At 66.7% G+C, this 20,716-nt stretch carries 20 protein-coding genes and 2 tRNA genes; 9 read left to right on the forward strand and 13 right to left on the reverse strand.

What is annotated here, in order from left to right; genetic code table 11:
* Positions 1 to 42 precede the first annotated feature (42 nt).
* A complete protein-coding gene (locus ASD42_RS07565; protein WP_056811965.1) occupies positions 43 to 1,038 on the reverse strand; it encodes an NAD(P)H-dependent glycerol-3-phosphate dehydrogenase in 996 nt (331 codons plus the stop codon).
* 31 nt (positions 1,039 to 1,069) lie between these two features.
* Between ASD42_RS07565 and cofC the strand changes: the two genes are divergently transcribed.
* The 3 genes from cofC (at position 1,070) to ASD42_RS07580 (ending at position 4,926) form a co-directional block, all read left to right on the forward strand.
* Positions 1,070 to 1,741 (forward strand): 2-phospho-L-lactate guanylyltransferase, encoded by a 672-nt coding sequence (gene cofC, locus ASD42_RS07570; RefSeq protein ID WP_056811967.1) that lies wholly within the window; start codon positions 1,070 to 1,072, stop codon positions 1,739 to 1,741.
* Positions 1,742 to 1,813: 72 nt separating this feature from the next.
* On the forward strand, positions 1,814 to 3,982 hold the full coding sequence (locus ASD42_RS07575; protein ID WP_056811970.1) for an RNA degradosome polyphosphate kinase: 2,169 nt from the start codon (positions 1,814 to 1,816) through the stop codon (positions 3,980 to 3,982).
* Entirely contained in the window at positions 3,979 to 4,926 is a 948-nt protein-coding gene (locus tag ASD42_RS07580; protein WP_056811974.1) for an NUDIX hydrolase, read from the forward strand. Before ASD42_RS07575 ends, ASD42_RS07580 begins: the two co-directional genes overlap by 4 nt.
* A 121-nt stretch (positions 4,927 to 5,047) precedes the next feature.
* Here the strand turns inward: ASD42_RS07580 and ASD42_RS07585 are convergent, their stop codons facing one another.
* The 3 genes from ASD42_RS07585 to leuC form a co-directional block, all read right to left on the reverse strand.
* Complete coding sequence (locus ASD42_RS07585) at positions 5,048 to 5,695, reverse strand: HU family DNA-binding protein (RefSeq protein ID WP_056811975.1); 648 nt, start codon at positions 5,693 to 5,695, stop codon at positions 5,048 to 5,050.
* Between the two features lie 156 nt (positions 5,696 to 5,851).
* Complete coding sequence (gene leuD, locus ASD42_RS07590) at positions 5,852 to 6,460, reverse strand: 3-isopropylmalate dehydratase small subunit (RefSeq protein WP_056811976.1); 609 nt, start codon at positions 6,458 to 6,460, stop codon at positions 5,852 to 5,854.
* A gap of 34 nt (positions 6,461 to 6,494) precedes the next feature.
* Complete coding sequence (leuC, locus tag ASD42_RS07595; RefSeq protein WP_056811977.1) at positions 6,495 to 7,919, reverse strand: 3-isopropylmalate dehydratase large subunit; 1,425 nt, start codon at positions 7,917 to 7,919, stop codon at positions 6,495 to 6,497.
* A 63-nt stretch (positions 7,920 to 7,982) separates the two neighbouring features.
* Here leuC and ASD42_RS07600 point away from each other — a divergent pair, with 63 nt between their 5' ends.
* Entirely contained in the window at positions 7,983 to 8,684 is a 702-nt protein-coding gene (locus ASD42_RS07600) for an IclR family transcriptional regulator (protein WP_056811980.1), read from the forward strand.
* A 51-nt stretch (positions 8,685 to 8,735) separates the two neighbouring features.
* On the opposite strand, the gene ASD42_RS07605 is transcribed toward ASD42_RS07600, so the two are convergent.
* The 4 genes from ASD42_RS07605 to ASD42_RS07620 form a co-directional block, all read right to left on the reverse strand.
* Positions 8,736 to 8,808 (reverse strand) — tRNA-Glu (locus ASD42_RS07605).
* A gap of 27 nt (positions 8,809 to 8,835) precedes the next feature.
* A tRNA-Gln gene (locus ASD42_RS07610) sits at positions 8,836 to 8,907 on the reverse strand.
* A gap of 192 nt (positions 8,908 to 9,099) precedes the next feature.
* A complete protein-coding gene (gene gltX, locus ASD42_RS07615; RefSeq protein WP_056811984.1) occupies positions 9,100 to 10,575 on the reverse strand; it encodes a glutamate--tRNA ligase in 1,476 nt (491 codons plus the stop codon).
* A 19-nt stretch (positions 10,576 to 10,594) separates the two neighbouring features.
* On the reverse strand, positions 10,595 to 11,368 hold the full coding sequence (locus ASD42_RS07620; RefSeq protein ID WP_056811986.1) for a fumarylacetoacetate hydrolase family protein: 774 nt from the start codon (positions 11,366 to 11,368) through the stop codon (positions 10,595 to 10,597).
* 301 nt (positions 11,369 to 11,669) lie between these two features.
* On the opposite strand from ASD42_RS07620, the gene ASD42_RS07625 reads away from it, so the two are divergent.
* Positions 11,670 to 12,845, forward strand: a complete 1,176-nt coding sequence (locus ASD42_RS07625) for an MFS transporter (RefSeq protein WP_056811990.1) — start codon at positions 11,670 to 11,672, stop codon at positions 12,843 to 12,845.
* A gap of 154 nt (positions 12,846 to 12,999) precedes the next feature.
* Here the strand turns inward: ASD42_RS07625 and ASD42_RS07630 are convergent, their stop codons facing one another.
* Together ASD42_RS07630 and serA are read right to left on the reverse strand one after the other, a co-directional pair.
* Entirely contained in the window at positions 13,000 to 14,007 is a 1,008-nt protein-coding gene (locus ASD42_RS07630; protein WP_056811993.1) for a 3-isopropylmalate dehydrogenase, read from the reverse strand.
* A gap of 230 nt (positions 14,008 to 14,237) precedes the next feature.
* Positions 14,238 to 15,836: a phosphoglycerate dehydrogenase gene (gene serA, locus ASD42_RS07635; protein WP_056811996.1), complete on the reverse strand. Its 1,599-nt coding sequence runs from the start codon at positions 15,834 to 15,836 to the stop codon at positions 14,238 to 14,240.
* Between the two features lie 135 nt (positions 15,837 to 15,971).
* On the opposite strand from serA, the gene ASD42_RS07640 reads away from it, so the two are divergent.
* Positions 15,972 to 16,775 (forward strand): nucleotidyltransferase domain-containing protein, encoded by an 804-nt coding sequence (locus ASD42_RS07640; protein ID WP_200950387.1) that lies wholly within the window; start codon positions 15,972 to 15,974, stop codon positions 16,773 to 16,775.
* A 72-nt stretch (positions 16,776 to 16,847) separates the two neighbouring features.
* On the opposite strand, the gene ASD42_RS07645 is transcribed toward ASD42_RS07640, so the two are convergent.
* On the reverse strand, positions 16,848 to 17,051 hold the full coding sequence (locus ASD42_RS07645; RefSeq protein WP_056812000.1) for a cold-shock protein: 204 nt from the start codon (positions 17,049 to 17,051) through the stop codon (positions 16,848 to 16,850).
* A gap of 421 nt (positions 17,052 to 17,472) precedes the next feature.
* On the opposite strand from ASD42_RS07645, the gene ASD42_RS07650 reads away from it, so the two are divergent.
* Together ASD42_RS07650 and ASD42_RS07655 are read left to right on the forward strand one after the other, a co-directional pair.
* Positions 17,473 to 18,255, forward strand: a complete 783-nt coding sequence (locus ASD42_RS07650; protein ID WP_056812002.1) for an MHYT domain-containing protein — start codon at positions 17,473 to 17,475, stop codon at positions 18,253 to 18,255.
* An 87-nt stretch (positions 18,256 to 18,342) separates the two neighbouring features.
* Complete coding sequence (locus ASD42_RS07655) at positions 18,343 to 18,612, forward strand: hypothetical protein (RefSeq protein WP_131816598.1); 270 nt, start codon at positions 18,343 to 18,345, stop codon at positions 18,610 to 18,612.
* On the opposite strand, the gene ASD42_RS07660 is transcribed toward ASD42_RS07655, so the two are convergent.
* Positions 18,613 to 18,816 (reverse strand): cold-shock protein, encoded by a 204-nt coding sequence (locus tag ASD42_RS07660; protein ID WP_056815711.1) that lies wholly within the window; start codon positions 18,814 to 18,816, stop codon positions 18,613 to 18,615.
* Positions 18,817 to 18,984: 168 nt separating this feature from the next.
* Between ASD42_RS07660 and ASD42_RS07665 the strand changes: the two genes are divergently transcribed.
* On the forward strand, positions 18,985 to 20,277 hold the full coding sequence (locus ASD42_RS07665) for a hypothetical protein (protein WP_056812008.1): 1,293 nt from the start codon (positions 18,985 to 18,987) through the stop codon (positions 20,275 to 20,277).
* Here the strand turns inward: ASD42_RS07665 and ASD42_RS07670 are convergent.
* A complete protein-coding gene (locus ASD42_RS07670) occupies positions 20,267 to 20,704 on the reverse strand; it encodes an NUDIX hydrolase (protein WP_063893617.1) in 438 nt (145 codons plus the stop codon). The two genes, ASD42_RS07665 and ASD42_RS07670, sit on opposite strands and share 11 nt — an antisense overlap.
* Positions 20,705 to 20,716: the final 12 nt, after the last annotated feature.

A 20,716-nucleotide genomic window follows, 5' to 3' on the forward strand; every position in this document is an offset into this window, starting at 1 on the left:
ACGTCACCGTAGTAGGTTCTCGCCGCCATGGCGCTATCGCCCTTATTCGGGCTTGATCCGCCTACCGAGCAGGCTGCCGACCGCCTCGCTCACCGATAGCCCCTCATGGCACACCCTGTGCACCGCGTCGGTGAGCGGCATCTCCACCCCGTGCTCGGCGGCAAGGGCCCGCACCGATGTGCACGACTTCACACCTTCGGCCACCTGCCCATTGGTCGCTTCCTGCGCGGCGGTCATCGTGCCACCGGCGCCGAGCGCGTACCCGAAGGACCGGTTGCGCGACAACGGCGATGTACAGGTAGCCACCAGATCGCCGACGCCCGCGAGCCCGGCCAGCGTCACCGGTTGCGCGCCGAGCGCCACACCGAGCCGGATCACCTCGGCGAGCCCGCGCGTGATGAGGCTGGCCACCGTGTTGTCGCCCAGTCCCATTCCCGAAGCGATGCCGCACGCGAGCGCGATGACGTTCTTGCACGCACCACCGATCTCGCAGCCGATCACATCGGTGTTGGTGTACGGCCGGAAATATCCGGTGGCACACGCCCGCTGCGCGACTCCGGCACGCTCGGTATCGGTGCAGGCGATCACCGTCGCAGCGGGCTGACGTTCGACGATCTCGTGCGCCAGATTCGGACCCGACAACACCGCGATGCGCCCCGGCTCGGCCCCGGTGACCTCCGCGATCACCTGACTCATCCGCAGCAGTGTCCCGGTCTCGATTCCCTTGGCCAGACTCAGCAGGGTGGCGTCGGATCCGATATCGCCCTTCCACAGATCCAGATTCGCCCGCAGCGACTGCGACGGAACCGCGAGCACCACCAGGTCGGCCCCGTCGAGAGCGACCCGGTGATCATCGGTTCCCCGCACCGGCGGCAGCTGAACGCCGGGTAGGTAGAACGGATTGCGGTGCTCGGTATCGAGCGCCCGCGCCACCTCGTCGCGCCGGGCCCAGATCGTCACGTCGGTCCCTGCTTCGGCCAACACCTTCGCGAACGCCGTACCCCACGACCCCGCACCCATAACCGCCGCCCTCGTCATCAGCCCAATATGCCATGCAAGGATCGAAGCCATGCACACCGTGCACGCCGTGATGGCGGTCAAACACATCGGCCGGGCCAAGAGCAGGCTGGCGAGCCTGCTGAGCACCGAGCAGCGCGCCCAGCTCGTGCTGGCCATGTTCACCGACACTGTCGTGGCCGCTTCCGCCGTACCCGAGCTGTCGTCGCTGACCGTGGTCACCCCCGATCCCCTGGTCGCCGACCGTGCCCGTGAGCTCGGCGCGCACGTGATCGACGAGCCCGCGGCCGGTGCCGATCCGCTCAATACCGCGCTCGCCGCCGGCGCCGCCGACGTGCGCGATCGCTACGGCCCCACCCACCTGCTCGCGCTGCAGGCCGACCTGCCCGCCCTTCGCCCGTCCGAGCTGGCCGACGTGCTCACCGTCGCCGTCGGCGCTCGATCGGTGGTGATCGACCACACTGGCACCGGCACCGCCGCATTGCTGGTCCGCGATACCGCCGCGTTGCTGTCGCCCCGCTTCGGCGCCGATTCCGCCCGCGCACACCGCGACGGCGGTGCCGTGCCGCTGTCCGGGCACTGGCCCGGCCTGCGCTGCGATGTCGACACCCCCGAGGATCTGGAGATCGTCCGCGCGCTCGGCGTCGGTGAATTCACCACCTCGACGCTGCGCGAGATCGGATTCTCGCCGCACAGAAGTGATCCCGTTCGCAGTGTGTGCTAGCTGATCGCCACGTTCGGACCGAGCGGAACGATCCGTGCGATGTCGTGATGCGCGGCGGCCCTTCCTCGAGGGATGATTGATCTCGTGAGCGATACGGAAACCATCAAGCAGCTGCCCCCGATTTCCCCGCCACCTGCGGCCGCCCTCGCCTCGGGCGGTGACGCGAGCACGCAGCGGTTGCCGCGAGATCGCTACCTCAACCGCGAGCTGAGCTGGCTCGACTTCAATGCCCGCGTCCTGGCGCTGGCCGAGGACGCCTCGCTGCCGTTGCTGGAGCGGGCCAAGTTCCTCGCGATCTTCGCGTCCAACCTCGACGAGTTCTACATGGTGCGCGTCGCCGGTTTGAAACGCCGGGCCGAAACCGGCCTGTCGGTGCGCTCGGCCGACGGTCGCTCACCGTCGGAGCAACTGGAGATGATCACCGCCCGCGCCCAAGAACTCGCCGAGCGGCACGCCAACGTCTTCATCCACGAGGTGAACCCGGCACTGGCCGCCGAGGGCATCGACATCATCGGCTGGAGCGATCTCGACGACGATGAGCGCCAACGCCTTTCCAACTACTTCACCGACCAGGTGTTCCCGGTCCTCACACCGCTCGCCGTCGACCCGGCGCACCCGTTCCCCTACATCTCCGGCCTGAGCCTCAATCTCGCCGTGACCGTGCGCGACACCGGCACCGGCGGCGAGCACTTCGCCCGCGTGAAGGTGCCCGACAACGTCGACCGCTTCGTGCGTGTGCGCCGCACCGGCGCGCCGTCGGCGATCGCGGCGTTCCTGCCGATGGAAGACCTCATCGCCGCCCACCTCGACCTGTTGTTCCCCGGTCTGACCGTGGTGGAGACGCATTCGTTCCGGATCACCCGCAACGCCGATTTCGAGGTCGACGAGGATCGCGACGAAGACCTGCTGCAGGCGATGGAGCGCGAACTCGCCCGCCGCCGCTTCGGCAAGCCGGTGCGCCTCGAGGTCTCCGACGACATGACCGAGCACATGCTGGAGCTTCTATTACGTGAGCTCGAGGTCGACCCCGCCGATGTCATCCAGGTGCCCGGACTGCTCGACCTGTCCTGCCTGTGGCAGGTCTACGGCGTCGACCGACCCGAGCTCAAGGACGCGCCGTATGTGCCCGCCACCCCGGCGGCCTTCGGCGAGCGCGAGACCCCGCGCAATGTCTTCGCCGCACTGCGCGAGGGCGACGTGCTGGTGCACCACCCCTACGACTCCTTCTCCACCAGCGTGCAGCGCTTCATCGAACAGGCCGCCGCCGACCCGCAGGTGCTCGCGATCAAGCAGACGCTCTACCGCACCTCCGGCGACTCCCCCATCATCAACTCGCTGATCGAGGCCGCCGAGGCGGGCAAGCAGGTCGTCGCGCTGGTAGAGATCAAGGCCCGCTTCGACGAGCAGGCCAACATCAAGTGGGCGCGCGAACTGGAACAGGCCGGCGTGCACGTGGTCTACGGTCTGGTCGGCCTCAAGACCCACTGCAAGACCTGCCTGGTGGTGCGTCGCGAGGGTTCGACGATCCGGCGCTACTGCCACATCGGCACCGGCAACTACAACCCCAAGACCGCACGCCTCTACGAAGACGTCGGTCTGTTCACCGCCGCACCGGAAATCGGCGCCGATCTCACCGACCTGTTCAATTCGCTGACCGGATACTCCCGCAAGGAGGACTATCGCAACCTGATGGTGGCGCCGCTCGGCGTGCGCGCGGGCATCATCGAGCGGATCGATCGCGAAATCGAGCTGGCCGGTCAAGGTTCGGCCGCCCGGATCCGGATCAAGGCCAACGCGATCGTCGACGAGCAGATCATCGACGCGCTCTACCGCGCCTCGCTGGCGGGGGTGCCGGTGCAGATCGTGGTGCGCGGCATCTGTGGCCTGCGCGCCGGTGTGCCCGGCCTGAGCGAGAACATCGAGGTGCGCTCGATCCTCGGCCGGTTCCTCGAACATTCCCGGGTGATGGAATTCGGCGCGCAGGAACAGACGTGGATCGGCAGCGCCGACATGATGCACCGCAATCTCGACCGCCGGGTCGAAGTGATGGTGCAGGTGAAAGATCCCAAGCTGGTCGACCAACTCGGGAAGGTGTTCGATTCCGCGCTCGATCCGGCCACTCGCTGCTGGATCCTGCTCCCGGACGGAACCTGGCAGGCCAGTCCGACCGATGTCGAAGCCGACCAGGTACGTGACCACCAAGCCTTCCTCATGCGTTTGCGTCGCCCCGACCAGCCATGAGCGCGCAGAGCAAGGACGCGTCGTTGCGAGACCCGCGGGTAAGGCCCAATATTCACGCGGCAGGAGCGGTCCTGTGGCGTGCGGGCGCTGTCGGCCCGGAGATCGGCGTCATCCACCGGCCGAAGTACGGTGACTGGTCGCTGCCCAAGGGCAAGCTCGATCCCGGCGAGACCCCGGTGGTCGCGGCTGTGCGTGAGGTAGGTGAGGAAACCGGTCTACCGGCCACGCTGGGGCGCTATCTCGGCCATGTCACCTATCCGATCCCGGGCCACCGTCAGCTCAAGCGGGTCGACTACTGGGCCGCCGAGGCCGCCGACGGCGACTTCGCCGTCAACAACGAAGTCGACCAGATGCGGTGGTTCCCCCTCGCCGAGGTGATGGACCAGTTGTCGTATCCGATGGATCGCCAGATCGTCCGGATCTTCGCTCGGCTGCCCGCCCGCACCAACACGGTGCTGCTGGTGCGCCACGCGAAGGCCGGCAAGCGCAACCGCTTCGACGGACCCGACGAGTTGCGTCCGCTCGAAGCCTCCGGGGAACAGCAGGCGAAGGGATTGACGCCGAATCTGTTGGCGTTCGGCGCATCCGAGATCTATTCCGCCGATCCACTGCGCTGCGTCCAAACCGTGACCCCGTTGGCGGAACAGCTCGATGCCGAAATCAATTGCGAGCCAATGTTTTCCGAGCAAGGTTACGATTCAGCGAAAAACGCCGCGCGACAACGATTTCTGTCGTTGGTAACCGATCGAGGGGTGCCGGTGGTATGTAGTCAGGGCGGGGTGATTCCCGATCTGACACAGTGGCTGGCCGAGCAGGGCGGGCTCACGCTGCCCTCGGCACGCAATCGCAAGGGCAGCGTCTGGGCATTGTCGTTCGTCGGGGACCGATTGGTCGCCGCGAACCATATGGACCGTTCGCTGTCGACGGCAATCGTCACCACCTGAGTCCATCGGACGGGCTCGAAACAGCCGAAACGGCCCCGGGATTCCCGGGGCCGTTCTCGGTCCAGTGGTGGGTGATGCGGCCTACGTGCACATTCCCCGACCTGATCCCGCTGCGGCAGGATCAACGAGCACGACGGGCGGCAGTCTTCTTAGCAGCAGTCTTCTTAGCGGGAGCCTTCTTCGCAGCAGTGGTCTTCTTGACCGCCGTGGTCTTGGCGGCTGTGACCTTCTTGGCGGGCGCCTTCTTGGCCGCCGTCACCTTCTTGGCGGGCGCCTTCTTGGCCGCCGTCACTTTCTTTGCCGCCGTGGTCTTCTTGGCGGCAGGTGCCTTGGTGGCGGCTTTGCGGGCCGTGGTCTTCGCGGGACCCTTCGACGGCGTCGCCTTCTTGGCCGCGGTCTTCTTCGCCGCGGTCTTCTTGGCTGCCGCCTTCTTCGCCGCCACCGGGGCATTCACGCCTCGCTTGACGGCAGGCCCGGACGAGGCCAGCTTCTGCTTACCCGCGATGACCGCCTTGAACTGTGCGCCCGGTCGGAAGGCAGGCACCGAAGTGGCCTTCACCTTCACGGTTTCACCGGTACGGGGGTTACGGGCAACCCGGGGAGCACGCTTGCGCTGTTCGAACACACCGAATCCGGTGATGGTGACGCTTTGACCCTTGTGCACGGCACGGACGATGGTGTCGACAACATTCTCGACAGCCGCAGTAGCCGTCCGCCTGTCCGTACCCAACTTTTCGGTCAGAACGTCGATCAGTTCCGCCTTGTTCATTGAATCCTCCGCAGACTAATGGCCCGTCGTCGGACCGACTAGGTACCACGGTAAACCCAGTTTGAGCAAGAGTCTATGTGCCACGCCAAAATTCATGTGGTTTAGCACACGTCCAGCTACCGCCGCCCGGGAAGCCCGCCTAAGCGCCCCAGCTGATTACGCCCGTGAAATAGGCTCCGGCAGCGTCACGGGTTTCCATGACGGCCTTCCCTTTTCGAACTCGCCGATGACGTCGGCCTGTCGCAGCGTGAGGCCGATGTCGTCCAAACCCTCCAGCAGACGCCAGCGGGTGTAGTCGTCAATATCGAACGGCAACACGACGGTTCCCGCTGTGACGGTGCGAGCGGACAGGTCGACAACCAATTCGATGCCGGGCTGTTCCTCGATCAGCTTCCAGAGCATTTCGACATCGTTCTGTGACATCTGTGCGGCCAACAACCCGCCCTTACCCGCATTTCCACGGAAGATGTCTGCGAAACGAGACGAGATGACCACCCGAAAGCCGTAGTCCGACAGCGCCCACACAGCGTGCTCTCGCGAAGAGCCGGTGCCGAAATCCGGGCCCGCCACCAGCACGCTGCCGCGGTTGAACGGCTCGTTGTTGAGAATGAACTCCGGATCGGTACGCCAACCGGCGAACAAGCCGTCCTCGAAACCCGTACGGGTCACGCGCTTCAGGTAAACGGCGGGGATGATCTGATCGGTGTCGACATTGGACCTGCGCAGCGGCACACCGATGCCTTTGTGAACGGTGAAGGCTTCCATAACGATTCCCTTTCGATCTGCGGTGATCGGTGGCTCAGGCCAGATCAGCGGGCGAGGACAGGGTTCCACGGACCGCCGTGGCGGCCGCGACCAGCGGTGAGACCAGGTGCGTGCGACCGCCCTTGCCCTGCCTGCCCTCGAAATTGCGGTTCGAGGTCGAGGCGCAGCGCTGGCCCGGTTCGAGCTGATCGGGATTCATCCCGAGGCACATCGAGCAGCCCGCCTGACGCCATTCCGCGCCCGCGGCGGTGAAAATCTCGCCGAGTCCTTCTTTTTCCGCCTGCGCGCGCACCCGCATCGAGCCCGGCACAACCAGCATTCGCACGCCGTCGGCGACCTGGCGGCCCTTCAAAACATCGGCGACGGCGCGCAGATCCTCGATCCGGCCGTTGGTGCAGGAGCCGACGAATACGGTGTCCACACTCACCTCACGCAGCGGCATTCCCGGCGTCAGGTCCATGTAGCGCAACGCCTTCTCGGCGGATTCACGCTCGTTCTCGTCGGTGATCTGGGCCGGGTCGGGCACATTCGCGCCCAGCGGCAGGCCCTGGCCGGGATTGGTGCCCCACGTGACGAACGGGGTCAGCGTGTTCGCGTCGATGTGGACCTCGGCGTCGAACTCCGCGCCTTCCTCGGTGACCAGCGCGTCCCAGGAGGCCACTGCGGCATCCCAGTCGGCTCCCTGCGGAGCGTGCGGGCGGCCCTTCAGGAATTCGTAGGTCACCTCGTCGGGGCCGATCATGCCGGCGCGAGCGCCCGCTTCGATCGACATGTTGCAGATCGTCATCCGCGCTTCCATCGAGAGCTTGCGAATCGCCTCGCCGCGGTACTCCAGCACATAGCCCTGACCGCCGCCGGTGCCGATCTCGGCGATCACGGCCAGGATCAGGTCCTTGCTCGTGACGCCGGGCGCCAATTCGCCGTCGACGGTGATGGCCATCGTCTTGAACGGGCGCAGCGACAACGTCTGGGTGGCGAGCACGTGCTCGACCTCACTGGTGCCGATGCCCATCGCCAGTGCGCCGAACGCGCCGTGGGTGGAGGTATGGCTGTCGCCACAGACGACGGTCATGCCGGGTTGGGTGAGGCCCAGCTGCGGGCCGACGACGTGCACGATGCCCTGCTCCACATCGCCCATCGAATGCAGGCGCACGCCGAATTCGGCACAGTTGCGGCGCAGCGTGTCCACCTGGGTGCGCGAGATCGGGTCGGCGATCGGCTTGTCGATATCGGCGGTGGGGACGTTGTGGTCCTCGGTGGCGATGGTGAGATCGGTTCGGCGCACCGGACGGCCCGCCGCGCGTAGCCCGTCGAAGGCCTGCGGGCTGGTCACCTCGTGCACGAGGTGCAGATCGATGTAGATCAGGTCCGGTTCACGGGAGGAACCATCGCCTTCGCCTTTGGCGACGACGTGCTGTTCCCACACCTTCTCGGCCAGTGTGCGAGCGCGCTCGGCCATTGCTTGATCACCTTTCGACGGGCATACTTGGTATCTCAGCATTTGAGACGTTAGTATCGTTCTATGAGACAGCATAGCGGTATCGGTGTTCTCGACAAAGCCGTGGCGGTGCTCTACGCCGTCGCCGACGAGCCCTGCGGTCTCAATGACCTGTGCACCCGCACCGGCCTGCCGCGTGCCACCGCGCACCGGCTGGCGGTCGGGCTGGAAACGCACCGGCTGCTGGCGCGCGACGGCAACGGACTGTGGCGGCCGGGGCCCGCGCTCACCGAGCTGTCGGCGGGGGCGGCCGATCCACTGGTGGAGGCCGCCGCTGCCATTCTGCCCCGTCTGCGCGAGATCACCGGCGAAAGCGTCCAGCTGTACTGCCGCGACGGACACGCACGCGTCTGCGTCGCGGCGCTGGAGCCGCCGGTCGGCCTGCGCGACACCGTGCCGATCGGTTCGCGGCTACCGCTCACCGCGGGTTCGGCGGCGAAGGTGTTGCTGGCGTGGGCCGATCCCGAGTTGCAGCGCACGGTCCTCGCCGACGCGGTGTTCGGCGACCGGGCACTGGCCGAGGTACGCAAGCGGGGCTGGGCGCAGAGCGCCGCCGAGCGCGCGCAGGGTGTGGCGAGTGTGTCGGCGCCGGTGCGCGATGCCGGTGGGGTGATCGTGGCCGCCGTTTCGGTATCCGGACCGATCGATCGAATGGGCCGCAGGCCGGGCGCGCGCTGGGCCGCCGATCTCGTCGCGGCCGCCGAGGCATTGCACAAGCGATTGTAGAAACGAAGAAGGCCCCCGGTCGGATTCGACCGGGAGCCTTACTTTGCTTTGTAGCCCCGACGGGATTCGAACCCGCGCTACCGCCTTGAGAGGGCGGCGTCCTAGGCCGCTAGACGACGGGGCCAGGACGATCTCACAGTGTGAAACCTTGCTGGGGTACCAGGACTCGAACCTAGAATGGCTGTACCAGAAACAGCTGTGTTGCCAATTACACCATACCCCAAAGACCGAAACGCCCGACCTTGCAATCTCCACCGAGTGGTTGTCGGTGTTGCGAGGCCGTGTTCCGCGGCGATGAGAAGATTACCAAACACTAGGGGGTAAACTACAAATCGCCTGGTCAGAACCCACTTTTCGGCTGTTTTCGCGCCCTTGGGAGCGGATGCGGCGCAGTGGCCGCACCCGCTCCGCACAGCTACTGCGCGGCAGGAGCCCAACCACGCGCGGCACGCAGCCGGTCGAGCGAGGCCTCGCGGCCGAGCAATTCCATCGACTCGTACAGCGGCGGGCTGATGTGCGAGCCCGTCACCGCGACCCGCACCGGCGCGAATGCCTTGCGCGGCTTGAGCCCCAGATCGTCGATCAGCGCCTTTTTCAGCGCCTCCTCCAGTGCCGGGGTGGTCCACTCGCTCAGCGGCTCCACAGCGGCGATCGCGGCGTCGAGCACCGGGTCGGCCTCGGCGCCGAGGTTCTTGGTGCCCGCCGCCTGGTCGATCGCGAACTCCTCGGGCGCGACGAACAGGAATTTCAGCAGGTCCCACGCGTCACCGAGCACCACGATGCGGGTCTGCACGAGTTCGGCGGCGACCAGGAAGGTCTTCTCGTCGATTTCGGCGCCGATGTGGCCCTGCGCGGTGAGGAACTCACGCAAACGGTGACCGAAATCGCCGGGCTCGAGAAGTCGAATCTGCTCGGCGTTGATCGCGTCGGCCTTCTTCTGATCGAAGCGGGCCGGATTCGAATTCACCGAGGAAATGTCGAAAGCCGCGACCATTTCCAGCATGGAGAACACATCGCGGTCCTCGCCGATGCTCCAGCCGAGCAGGGCGAGGTAATTCAGCAAACCCTCGGGGATGAATCCGCGGTCGCGGTGCAGAAACAGATTCGATTCCGGGTCGCGCTTGGACAGTTTCTTGTTGCCCTGGCCCATCACGAACGGCAGATGCCCGAACTCGGGCGTGAACTCGGCGACCCCGATACGCTGCAGCGCGGCATACAACGCGAGCTGACGCGGCGTCGAGGAGAGCAGATCCTCGCCCCGCAACACATGGGTGATCCTCATCATCGCGTCGTCGACCGGATTCACCAATGTGTAGAGCGGGTCGCCATTGCCACGGGTGAGGGCGAAATCGGGAACGGTACCGGCTTTGAAGGTGGTTTCCCCGCGAACGAGATCGTTCCATCCGAGATCTTCGTCGGGCATCCGCAGTCGGACCACGGCGGGGCGACCCTCGGCTTTGTACGCCGCGATCTGCTCGGCGCTGAGATCGCGATCGAAATTGTCGTAGCCGAGTTTCGGATCGCGACCGACCGCCCGGTGCCGGGCCTCGACCTCCTCCGGCGTCGAGAACGCTTCATACGCCTCGCCCGCCTCCAGCAGCTTGCGCACCACGTCGAGGTGCTGATCGCGGCGCAGCGACTGCCGGTAGGGCTCGTAGGGTCCGCCGACCTCGGGGCCCTCGTCCCAGATGAGCCCGAGCCAGCGCAGCGCGTCGAGCAGCGCGCGGTAGGAATCCTCGGAATCGCGTGCGGCGTCGGTGTCTTCGATGCGGAACACGAACTTGCCGCCGTGGTGGCGCGCGTACGCCCAGTTGAACAGCGCCGTGCGCACCAGGCCGACGTGCGGCGTGCCGGTCGGCGACGGGCAGAAACGAACCCGGACTTCAGTCATGACTCTCTTCTCCGCTGTATCAGCGCTTGGTGGCAACAGGATTGGTGAGGGTGCCGATGCCCTCGACGGTGACCGACACGTTCTGCCCAGCCTGCAGCGGACCGACGCCTTCCGGTGTGCCGGTGAGGATCACGTCACCGGGCAGCAGGGTCATCACCGAGCTGATCCATTCGATGATCTTCGGAATATCGTGCAGGAACAGCGAAGTGCGGCTGCGCTGGCGGACCTCACCGTCGACTTCGGTCGTGATCTCCAGATCGCTTGGATCCAGCGCGGTTTCGATCCACGGGCCGAGCGGGCAGAACGTGTCGTAGCCCTTGGCCCTGGTCCACTGGCCGTCGTGGCGCTGTTGATCACGAGCGGTGACATCGTTGGCGACGGTGTAGCCGAGGATCACCTCGGATGCCTTCGCCGCCGAGACGTCCTTGCACGGACGGCCGATCACCACGGCCAGCTCGCCCTCGAAATCGACCTGAGAAGAGCTGGGCGGCAGGATGATCGATGCGTTCGGGCCGATGATCGAGGTGTTCGGCTTGATGAAGATCACCGGGTCCACCGGCGCCTCGCCGCCCATCTCGGCCGCGTGTGCGGCGTAGTTCTTGCCGATGCAGATCACTTTGCTCGCCAGGATCGGCGCCAGCAGGCGGATATCGGCCAGCGGCCAGCTCCGCCCGGTGAACGTCGGCGAGCCGAACGGATGTTCGGCGATCTCCTTGGCGACGGCATCGCTTCCGTCACCCTCGATGCTCACGAAAGCGACTCCATCGGGACTGGCAACTCGACCTAAGCGCATGCCCCGGAGTCTATCGAGACGGGGCTACCTGCCCGAACGCGCCCGTGATGCGACCGGAGCCGCTCGATAGCGGTTCGGGAAAAGTGTGGACAAGCTCACACCGATGTGATTCGAAGCCACTGCCCGCGTGCGGGATTCGCGCGCCGCGATGTGACCCGTCAGACACCTCTTCGGTGGGCAACATCCACGGGTCACAGGTGTAGCGTAATCATCAATGTTCAAGCAATGAGACATCAATCTCAGATAGTGAGATGCAATCGTGCAATCCGGCGAGGTGAGAATCGTGACAGACGCGCGGCCGATGGCCGAAGTAACGCAGATCGGTGACGGCAGACGCTGGTCGATGCTCGCCCTCGGCGTCTTCGCGCAGACCTCGAGTTCGATCTTCATCCACGGCACCCCGTTTCTGCTGCCCGCGCTCACCGCTCGTGGCAATTCGCTCGCGTCCGCCGGCGCGCTGGTGGCACTACCGACCGTAGGTCTGGTCTGCACCCTGATCGCGTGGGGGTACGTGGTCGACCGGATCGGCGAACGCATCGTGCTGGTAGCGGGAACGCTGCTGATGTTCGCGGCAGGCGTCGGCGCGGCCGTGGTGGACAACCCGGTCGCGTTCGGCGTGCTGCTGTTCGTGGGCGGTATCGGCGCTGCCAGCTCCAACGGCGCCAGTGGCCGCGTGATCGTCGGCTGGTTCCCGCCGGATCGGCGTGGTCTGGCCATGGGTATCCGCCAGACCGCGCAACCGCTGGGTGTCGGCATCGGCGCCCTCACCATCCCGTGGGTGGCCGCGCACCACAGCATCCCCGCGGCCCTGTTGGTGCCCGCGCTGATGGCCGGTGTCGCCGCGATCGGCTGCCTGGTCGGCATCGTCGACCCACCGCGACCGGCGGCGAAGGCAGCCGACCGCGCCAACCCCTATCGCGGGGACTCCACCCTGTGGCGCATCCACGGCGTCTCGATCCTGCTGGTCGTCCCCCAGGCCACCCTGTGGACCTTCGGCCTGCTGTGGCTGCACGTCGACCTGGGCTGGTCACTGGCCGCCGCGGGCGCGCTGATGACCGCCACCCAGTTCCTGGGCGCCGCGGGAAGAATCGGCGCGGGAGCCTGGTCGGACCGCGTCGGCTCCCGCCTCGGCCCCCTGCGCCAGGTAGCCGTCGCCGCCGCGGTCGCCATGGCCGCCCTGACGATCACCGCCTGGACCGACTGGTGGTGGGCCGCTGTCCCGTTGATGGTCGCGGCTTCGGTGATCTCGGTGTCCGACAACGGCTTGGCCTTCACCGCCGTGGCCGAAATCGCGGGCCCGTTCTGGAGCGGCCGAGGTCTCGGCGTCCAGAACACCGGCCAGAACCTCGCAATAGCGGCCGTCCCACCACTTTTCGGTGCCGTCATCACAGCAACCGGCTTCCCCGTGGTGTACGCCTTGGCGGCGGTCGCCGCGCTGGCAGCGGTGCCCTTGGTACCCCGAGGACCCCGAGGGTAGCTGCGCGACAGGGGGCATCCCGGCCCGCGAATTGCGTTCCGGCACAACCGAACACCTGTATTCCCCACTCGCCGAACGAGTTCCGTTCCTACCCGCAGATGACAAAGGCTCGCTCCGACATTCAGCCGGAGCGAGCCTTTTACGTGCGGTGGAATCAGACGATGGCCGCGATGCGGTTGCCGACCTCCACGGTGGAGGCGGTACCGGTACGCGAGGCAAGGTCCTTGGCCACAGCGGATTCGATGCGGGCCGCGCCCTCGGTGTTGCCGAGGTGGTTGAGCAGCAGCGACACCGAGAGGATGGCGGCGGTCGGGTCGGCCTTGGACTGGCCCGCGATGTCGGGGGCACTGCCGTGGACCGGCTCGAACATCGACGGATTGACGCCCGAGGCGTCGATGTTGCCCGAGGCGGCCAAGCCGATGCCACCGCTGACGGCGGCGGCGAGGTCGGTGATGATGTCGCCGAACAGGTTGTCGGTGACGATCACGTCGAAACGGCCCGGGTCGGTCACCATGTGGATGGTGGCAGCGTCGATGTGCTGGTAAGCCGTGGTCACCTCGGGGAATTCGACGGCGACCTCGTCGACGGTGCGCTGCCACAGCGAGCCGGCGAAGGTGAGCACATTGTTCTTGTGCACCAGGGTGAGGTGCTTGCGGCGGGCCTGTGCGGTAGCGAAGGCGTAGCGCACCACCCGCTCGATGCCGAAGCGGGTGTTGTTGGAGACCTCGGTCGCCACCTCGTGCGGCGTGCCGACGCGGATCGCGCCGCCGGTGCCGGTGTACGGACCCTCGGTGCCCTCCCGCACAACCACGAAGTCGATATTCGGGTTGCCCGACAGCGGGCTGGTGACACCGACGTGCAGCTTCGACGGACGCAGGTTCACGTGGTGATCCAGCGCGAAACGGGTCTTGAGCAGCAGCCCACGCTCGAGCACACCGCTGGGCACCGACGGATCGCCGATCGCGCCGAGCAGGATCGCGTCGTGCTGCTTGAGCTCGGGCAGCACCGACTCCGGCAGGATCTCCCCGGTGCGGTGGTAGCGCGCGGCGCCCAGGTCGTATTCGGTCTTCTCGACACCGGGCACCACCACGTCGAGCACCTTGAGCGCCTCGGCGATGACCTCGGGACCGATGCCGTCACCGGCGATAACTGCGAGTTTCATGAAGTCCAGCTCCCGTTCAGAGAATCGGCGGTCGCCACGACCAACCGTAAGCGGTGCCGTTACGCACCGACCCAGCCCCGTCGAGGCCGACCCCGAGGAGGCTTGCCCGCGCAGCGGGCGTCGCGGCCGTCTCGACGAAATGCGGGGCGAGACAATGCGCCGAAGGCGCGAGTATCGCCCCGCATTTCGTCGGGACGGCCGCGACTCGAGCGCGCCAGCGCTCCGATAAATCAGACCAGGTCTACGAGGACGACCTTCGAGGCGCCGACGGCCTCGGCGATCGCGGTCTGCACGTCGGCGGAAACCTCGGCATTGACCCGCAGCACCACGGTGGCGCCTTCGGCATCCACGTCCTGGCTCAGCTGCGCGGCCAGGATGTCGATCTCGGCCTCGCCAAGCAGGGTGCCGATCTTGCCCAGCGCGCCCGGCTTGTCGCTGTAGTTCAGCACGGCCAGGTTCAGGCCCTCGGCGCGCATGTCGTAGTTGCGGCCGTTGATGTTGACGATCTTCTCGACCAGGTTCGGCTCGGTCAGGGTGCCTGCCACGTTCAGCGTCGAACCGTCGCCGAACACGGCGCGCAGGTCGACAACGCTGCGGTGGGTCGGGCTCTCCGAAGCGGTGGTGACGGTGGCGGTGATGCCACGCTCCTTGGCCAGCGCCGGGGCGTTGACGAAGGTGACCTGGTCCTCGACCAGCGCCGAGAACACCCCGCGCAGCGCGGACAGTTCCAGCACGGCGACGTCCTGCGCGGACAGCTCGCCACGGACCTGCACCTCGACACTGACGGGCAGCTCGCTGGCGATGGCGCCCAGCAACGCGCCCTGCTTGCGGACGACGTCGAGCCAGGGGGCGACCTCGTCGTTCACGGCGCCACCGGTGACGTTCACCGCGCCCGGCACGAACTCACCGGCCAGCGACAGCAGCACGGACTTGGCGACATCGGTGCCCGCGCGGTCCTGGGCTTCCGAGGTGGAAGCGCCGAGGTGCGGCGTCACGACGACCTGCGGGAGGTCGAACAGCGGCGAGTCGGTGCACGGCTCGGTCTCGAACACATCCAGACCGGCGGCCCGCACGTGGCCGGACTTGATGGCGTCAGCGAGCGCCTGCTCGTCGATCAGCCCACCACGGGCGGCGTTGACGATGATGACGCCCGGCTTGGTCTTGGCCAGCGTCTCGGCGTTGAGCATGCCCTTGGTCTCGGGCGTCTTCGGCAGGTGGATGGAGATGAAGTCGGCGCGCTCGAGCACCTCCTCCAGGCTCAGCAGCTCGATACCGAGCTGGGCGGCACGAGCGGGCGAGGTGTAGGGGTCGTAGGCGATGATCTTGGTCTCGAAAGCGGCCAGACGCTGCGCGAACAGCTGACCGATGCGGCCGAGGCCGATCACGCCGACGGTCTTGCCGAAGATCTCGACGCCGTTGAACTTGCTGCGCGCCCAGGTCTTCTCCCGCAGGGTCGCGTCGGCGGCCGGAATCTGGCGCGCGGCCGAGAGCAGCAGCGTGACGGCGTGCTCGGCGGCGGTGTGGATGTTGGAGGTCGGCGCGTTGACGACCATCACGCCACGCTCGGTGGCGGCGGGCACGTCGACATTGTCGAGGCCGACACCGGCCCGGGCGACGATCTGCAGCTTCTTGCCCGCGTCGAGCACCTCGGCGTCGACAGTGGTGGCCGAGCGCACGAGCAGCGCGTCGGCCTCGGGGACCGCGGCGAGCAGCGCCGGGCGGTCGGGTCCGTCGACCCAGCGAACCTCGACACCGTCACCGAGTGCGTCGACGGTCGACTGGGCGAGCTTGTCGGCGATCAGAACTACAGGACGGCCTGCTTGGCTCACTGTGGGGTACTCCTGGGGAAGAATGGGGGTCGGCAGTTACCGCCGACCAGAATAGTCGCCCGAACTTCGGCTGCCCTTACCCCCCTGCCCGAAAACCGGGTGAACCCTGGGCGCCGCCCCCTCTACCATCACCGCATGTCCTTGCGCACCGTCCCCGAATCGATGGACCCGGCCGTGGTGGCCGCCGTCGACACCGAGCTCGATCGGGTGGCGGCCGAGCACAACGTGTCCATCCGGCTCGCCATCGAAAGCGGCAGCCGTGCTTGGGGTTTCCCCTCGCCGGACTCCGACTACGACTGCCGTTTCGTGTATGTGGCCGGCCTGGACACCTACCTGTCCCCGTGGCGCACCCGCGATGTGATCGAAACACCGCTGGTCGGCCTGCTCGACGTGAACGGCTGGGATCTGGCGAAGGCGCTGCGTCTGTTGGTGGCGGGCAACGCGGTGCTCGTCGAATGGTTGATGTCGCCGATCGTCTACCGCGGCGACGAGTCGTTTCGCACCCGACTGCGCGAGGTGGCCACGGAGGTCGCCGATCGCGACCGGATCGCCCGGCACTACCTGCACCTGGGCGCGCGCCAGTGGGCGCTGTTCGAGCGCAACGGCGGCTTGAAGAAGGTGTTCTACGCGCTGCGGCCCGCGATGGCGCTGCGTTGGTTGCGCGAGCACCCCGGTGCCGCGGTGGCGCCGATGCACCTGCCGACGCTGATCGCCGAGTGCGCGCTGCCGACCGACCTAGTGTCCGCGATCACCGAGCTGACAGATCTCAAGTCGCAGACGCGAGAGATGGGTTCGGCGGCCCCGCCCGCGCTGATCACGGCGTTCATCGACGCCGAATTCGAGACAGCCAGAGTGGAATTCGCCGCGCGCGGACCACGCGATCTCACCGCATCGATGGCCGTCACCGGTGAGTTCTTCCGCGCCGAAGCGCTGCGGTGACTACCCCTGAATAGCAGAAACTCCGCACCATCCGGTGCGGAGCTTCACATTCGTACGCTGGTCAGCGCAGAATCAGATGGCGCGAACGTCCTGCGCCTGCGGGCCCTTCTGACCCTGACCAACTTCGAACTCCACGCGCTGGCCCTCTTCGAGGGACTTGAAGCCGGAGCCGCCGATCGCGGAGTAATGAACGAAGACGTCCGGGCCGCCTCCGTCTTGGGCGATGAAGCCGAAGCCCTTTTCGCCGTTGAACCACTTAACAACACCCTGTGCCATTTCAAAAACCTTCTGTAGATGAGCTAGGTCCTAATAGTCCGGCCCTGGTCTCGGTGTCCACCATGCCATGATCCGACGAATTCGGCCACATCGCACAGTGCGAAGTGTGCGAACTGTGAGGAACGCAACCCTCGGATGCCGCCGGCCGGCGCTGCCACGGACGTGACGCAGCCCGCTTTTTCGGGCGGATGCTCAGCGTATGCCGAGGTAGTTGCTCCGCGGATGCCGGATCCGCTGTGGACGCACGTACCGAACCGACTGGAACGCTTCACCATCGAGCACCCTACGTATTTGTGACGAGACACCGTCAGCAACCCTTTACATTTTCGATAAACCCAGTACGGCAAATTCTCTACCAGCGTATTTTCCGAGTTCGTGAGGGCTCGCACGCCTCGCCGAGAAATCACGCAAGGAGTAGACGGTGCTGGATATCAACCATTTCACTTACGGCTGGGTGACCCCCCTGCTGGCCTATGTCATGTCGGTCGTCGGGTCGATGCTGGCGCTGCGTTGCATGGTTCGCTCGCGCGCATCAGGCATGCACGGCGGCTGGCTCACCGCGGCCGCGATCGCACTCGGTGGTACCGGTATCTGGGTCATGCATTTCATCGCGATGCTCGGTTTTTCGGTGCACGGCGTGACCATCCGCTACAACGTCCCCATCACCTTGTTCAGCGCCGCCGTGGCCATGGGTGTGGTGTGGCTCGGATTGTCGATCGTGGTGCGCCGCAGCTGGGACAGCGTCGCGTTACCGGTCGGCGGCACGATCACCGGACTCGGCGTCGGGGCCATGCACTACGCGGGCATGTACGCGATGAAAACCGACGCCGAGATCATCTACGACCCCGTCGTGGTCGCCGCGTCGCTCGCCATCGCGGTGATCGCCTCGATCGCGGCACTGTGGTTCGCCCTGCACATCCACGGCTTCCTCGCCACCATCGGCGCCGCCCTGCTGATGGGCGTGGCCGTCACCGGCATGCACTACACCGGCATGTTCTCGATGAGCGCGCACACCAGCGCCCACGCCGCCCACGCCGCCGGCGCCAGCGCCGCCCAGCTGCTCACGCCGCTGATCATCGGTATCAGCATGGTGACCATGATCTTGCTGATGCAGGTCGGCATCACCGAGGCCGAGGATCCCAACCTCACCCGCCCGGTCCACGGTCAGCGCGCGAGCCGCTTCTGGCCGAGCGGCCAGAACTGAAACCTGTCAGACCCCGATGAGACAATAAGGGAGGTAGAAAACACCGGCATGAGCTGCGGCTATGCCGAATTCACGGGGGAGTTTCAGATGCCGATTGTCATTGTCGTCGCCATAATCTGCGCGGTCCTCGCCGCCCTCAGCCTGTTCGCCGCCACGGTCGCCGAAACCCGCGCCCACCGCGCCTTGCACGACTCCCGGTCGTGCTTCGTCGGCGACGGCAACCCCACGAACTCCTTTTTCGCGCACCGCGCCAGGCACGACCGTCTGCACCGCCTCAACAATCAGCTGCTGATCCTGAGCGCGGTCGTCTCGCTGGCGGCAACGGGCTTGGCCGTCTACGCGGTGGCTGTCTTCTGATCACCCGGCCCGCACATCGTGCGCTTCGGGTCCGCGCCGAGTCTCGGTGACGGTGTATTCCACCCGCTGACCGTCGCGCAGCGTGCGCCATCCCCCGCCGGCCAGCTCGGTGTACTCGACGAACACGTCTGGTCCACCGGCGTCGGGAGTGATGAACCCGAAACCCTTGCCGCTGTCGAACCAGGTCACAACCCCGCTTGGCATCATCGGCCTCCGACTCCTGTGCCTGCCAACCTGATTCGTCAATCGTCGCATGCCGGCGCCCGCGACACGAACGGCATTCGATTCGAGGAGCCGATCGCCCGGTGACGAAATGGCTATGCTCCGGACACGGTCCGCCCGGATCGGGTCAGCCGCGAGAACGGGGATTCGGTGCAGCCTTCGACCGTTCGCCGCGCGGCCGAAACCGTCACGATCTTCGTCGCCACCTCGGTCGCGGCGCTCGCGATCATGCTGCCGATCAGTTTCTCGTCGTTGGCGGCATCACTGCATGTCGACCTGCTGGTGTTCAACGTTCCGCGGGCGATGACCGGAGCGGCGTTCATCGCGGTGATCACCGCCGCCGTCACGGTGGCCATCGGCAGCCCGCGAACGGCCCGCTGGACCGCGCTGACCGCGCTGGTCGGCATCTTGGTGAACCATCTCGCGTTGATTCCGGACAGCGCCGACGGTCACCTCGACGTCCTGTCGCTGCCCACCTTGAAGTTCATCGACGCGCTGCTCGCGGGTGTTGTCATCGGCGCGCTCGCGATCGCGGTCTGGAACGAACCACTGCTGCGAACCGTCTACCTGTTCGGCACGCTCGGCGGCACCATCCTCGGCGACCTGACCCAGTCGCCCACCGACCCGAACTCCGACGGTTTCAGCAGCGCGCTCGGCGGCACGCTGCCCCTGTGGTTCATCGCGGCCAGCGTGCTCGCCCTCGCCTACTTCGCGCTCACCACCGCGGCCTCGCCCCGCTGGAGCACCGAAACCGCCATCCCGCTGGCTCCTGTGTTCGCCGCCGTCGTCGCCTACACGGCGACCATCATCACCGCACTCGCCGTGGCCTCCCACAAGACCAGCGCCCCCTATCTGATCATCGCCTCGATCGCCGCCATCGCGACCGCGGTCGCCGCCGCGCTGATCCTGCCGGGACGCGACGGCCTTCTGGTCCTGCTGATGAGCAGTTTCTCCGTCGCGGGCAGCCTCGTGATCACGCTGCCGCGCTCGGGCTGGATCGACCTCGCCACGCTGGCAGCCACGGCCGCCGGCCTCCTGATCGGCATGCGCACACCACGTCCGCTGGTAGCCGCCATGAGCGTGCTCGCCCTGGCCTGCTTCGTCCTCGCCGCCGACGTCTTCGCCCCACCCGCCACTCTCACCGCCGCTTTCGGCTGCCTCGCCCTCGGCTCGGTCGCCGGATACTGTCTCGGCACGTCGGTTCCGCAGAGCCCCCCGTCCGCGACCGTCGGCCTGGCGATCCTGTTCGTGCCCTCGGTCGGAGTCGCCCTGAGCGACAGCAATTTCGGCCACCTCGCCTATTCGTCGTCCTGGTACCGCACCGCGGACGTCGACCGAGGTGCCGGTCCCGGCGTGGTCGCGATCGTCGTGGCCCTCGGCTGCGCGATCGCGGTCCTGGCCCTGATGCGCCGCCGCGCCGCGACCCCGACCGTCAGCCCGTAGTCGATTCCCACCCGTATTCCGAAAACGCCTGCCCCACCACCACCTTGCCGATGCCCACCCGGCAGTAGTCGACGATCTCGCCGGGCAAGCCCGCGGGATCGAACCATGCGAGTTCCGAACACTTCTCGGGCTCGCGATTGGTGACCGGACCCGTCCAGCGCCGCACGGTGAAGAACATCTGCACCCGCTCGTCACTGAGCAACACATGCGCGAATTCCACATCGCGAGCATCGATGTCGATGCCCACCTCCTCGCGCGCCTCCCTGATCAACCCGGCCACCGCCGACTCCCCCGCCTCCAGATGCCCCGCGGGCACATGGAACAACCCGTCCCCGAACCCCGTATTCGCCCTGCGCCCCAACAACACCCGCCCCGCCACATCGACCAACACCAGATGAACCCCCACCAGCACCCGATACTTGTCCACCGTCACCCCTCC

The sequence above is a fragment of the Nocardia sp. Root136 genome (assembly GCF_001427185.1).
In the GTDB taxonomy this organism is placed as follows: Bacteria; Actinomycetota; Actinomycetes; order Mycobacteriales; family Mycobacteriaceae; genus Nocardia; species Nocardia salmonicida.

What these genes read in the sequence shown, in the direction of transcription:
- ASD42_RS07565 (WP_056811965.1), bottom strand. Translation starts at nt 1,038, where the DNA reads ATGACGAGGGCGGCGGTTATGGGTGCGGGGTCGTGGGGTACGGCGTTC.
- cofC (WP_056811967.1), top strand. Translation starts at nt 1,070, where the DNA reads ATGCACACCGTGCACGCCGTGATGGCGGTCAAACACATCGGCCGGGCC.
- ASD42_RS07575 (WP_056811970.1), top strand. Translation starts at nt 1,814, where the DNA reads ATGATTGATCTCGTGAGCGATACGGAAACCATCAAGCAGCTGCCCCCG.
- ASD42_RS07580 (WP_056811974.1), top strand. Translation starts at nt 3,979, where the DNA reads ATGAGCGCGCAGAGCAAGGACGCGTCGTTGCGAGACCCGCGGGTAAGG.
- ASD42_RS07585 (WP_056811975.1), bottom strand. Translation starts at nt 5,695, where the DNA reads ATGAACAAGGCGGAACTGATCGACGTTCTGACCGAAAAGTTGGGTACG.
- leuD (WP_056811976.1), bottom strand. Translation starts at nt 6,460, where the DNA reads ATGGAAGCCTTCACCGTTCACAAAGGCATCGGTGTGCCGCTGCGCAGG.
- leuC (WP_056811977.1), bottom strand. Translation starts at nt 7,919, where the DNA reads ATGGCCGAGCGCGCTCGCACACTGGCCGAGAAGGTGTGGGAACAGCAC.
- ASD42_RS07600 (WP_056811980.1), top strand. Translation starts at nt 7,983, where the DNA reads ATGAGACAGCATAGCGGTATCGGTGTTCTCGACAAAGCCGTGGCGGTG.
- gltX (WP_056811984.1), bottom strand. Translation starts at nt 10,575, where the DNA reads ATGACTGAAGTCCGGGTTCGTTTCTGCCCGTCGCCGACCGGCACGCCG.
- ASD42_RS07620 (WP_056811986.1), bottom strand. Translation starts at nt 11,368, where the DNA reads ATGCGCTTAGGTCGAGTTGCCAGTCCCGATGGAGTCGCTTTCGTGAGC.
- ASD42_RS07625 (WP_056811990.1), top strand. Translation starts at nt 11,670, where the DNA reads ATGGCCGAAGTAACGCAGATCGGTGACGGCAGACGCTGGTCGATGCTC.
- ASD42_RS07630 (WP_056811993.1), bottom strand. Translation starts at nt 14,007, where the DNA reads ATGAAACTCGCAGTTATCGCCGGTGACGGCATCGGTCCCGAGGTCATC.
- ASD42_RS07640 (WP_200950387.1), top strand. Translation starts at nt 15,972, where the DNA reads ATGTCCTTGCGCACCGTCCCCGAATCGATGGACCCGGCCGTGGTGGCC.
- ASD42_RS07645 (WP_056812000.1), bottom strand. Translation starts at nt 17,051, where the DNA reads ATGGCACAGGGTGTTGTTAAGTGGTTCAACGGCGAAAAGGGCTTCGGC.
- ASD42_RS07655 (WP_131816598.1), top strand. Translation starts at nt 18,343, where the DNA reads ATGCCGATTGTCATTGTCGTCGCCATAATCTGCGCGGTCCTCGCCGCC.
- ASD42_RS07660 (WP_056815711.1), bottom strand. Translation starts at nt 18,816, where the DNA reads ATGCCAAGCGGGGTTGTGACCTGGTTCGACAGCGGCAAGGGTTTCGGG.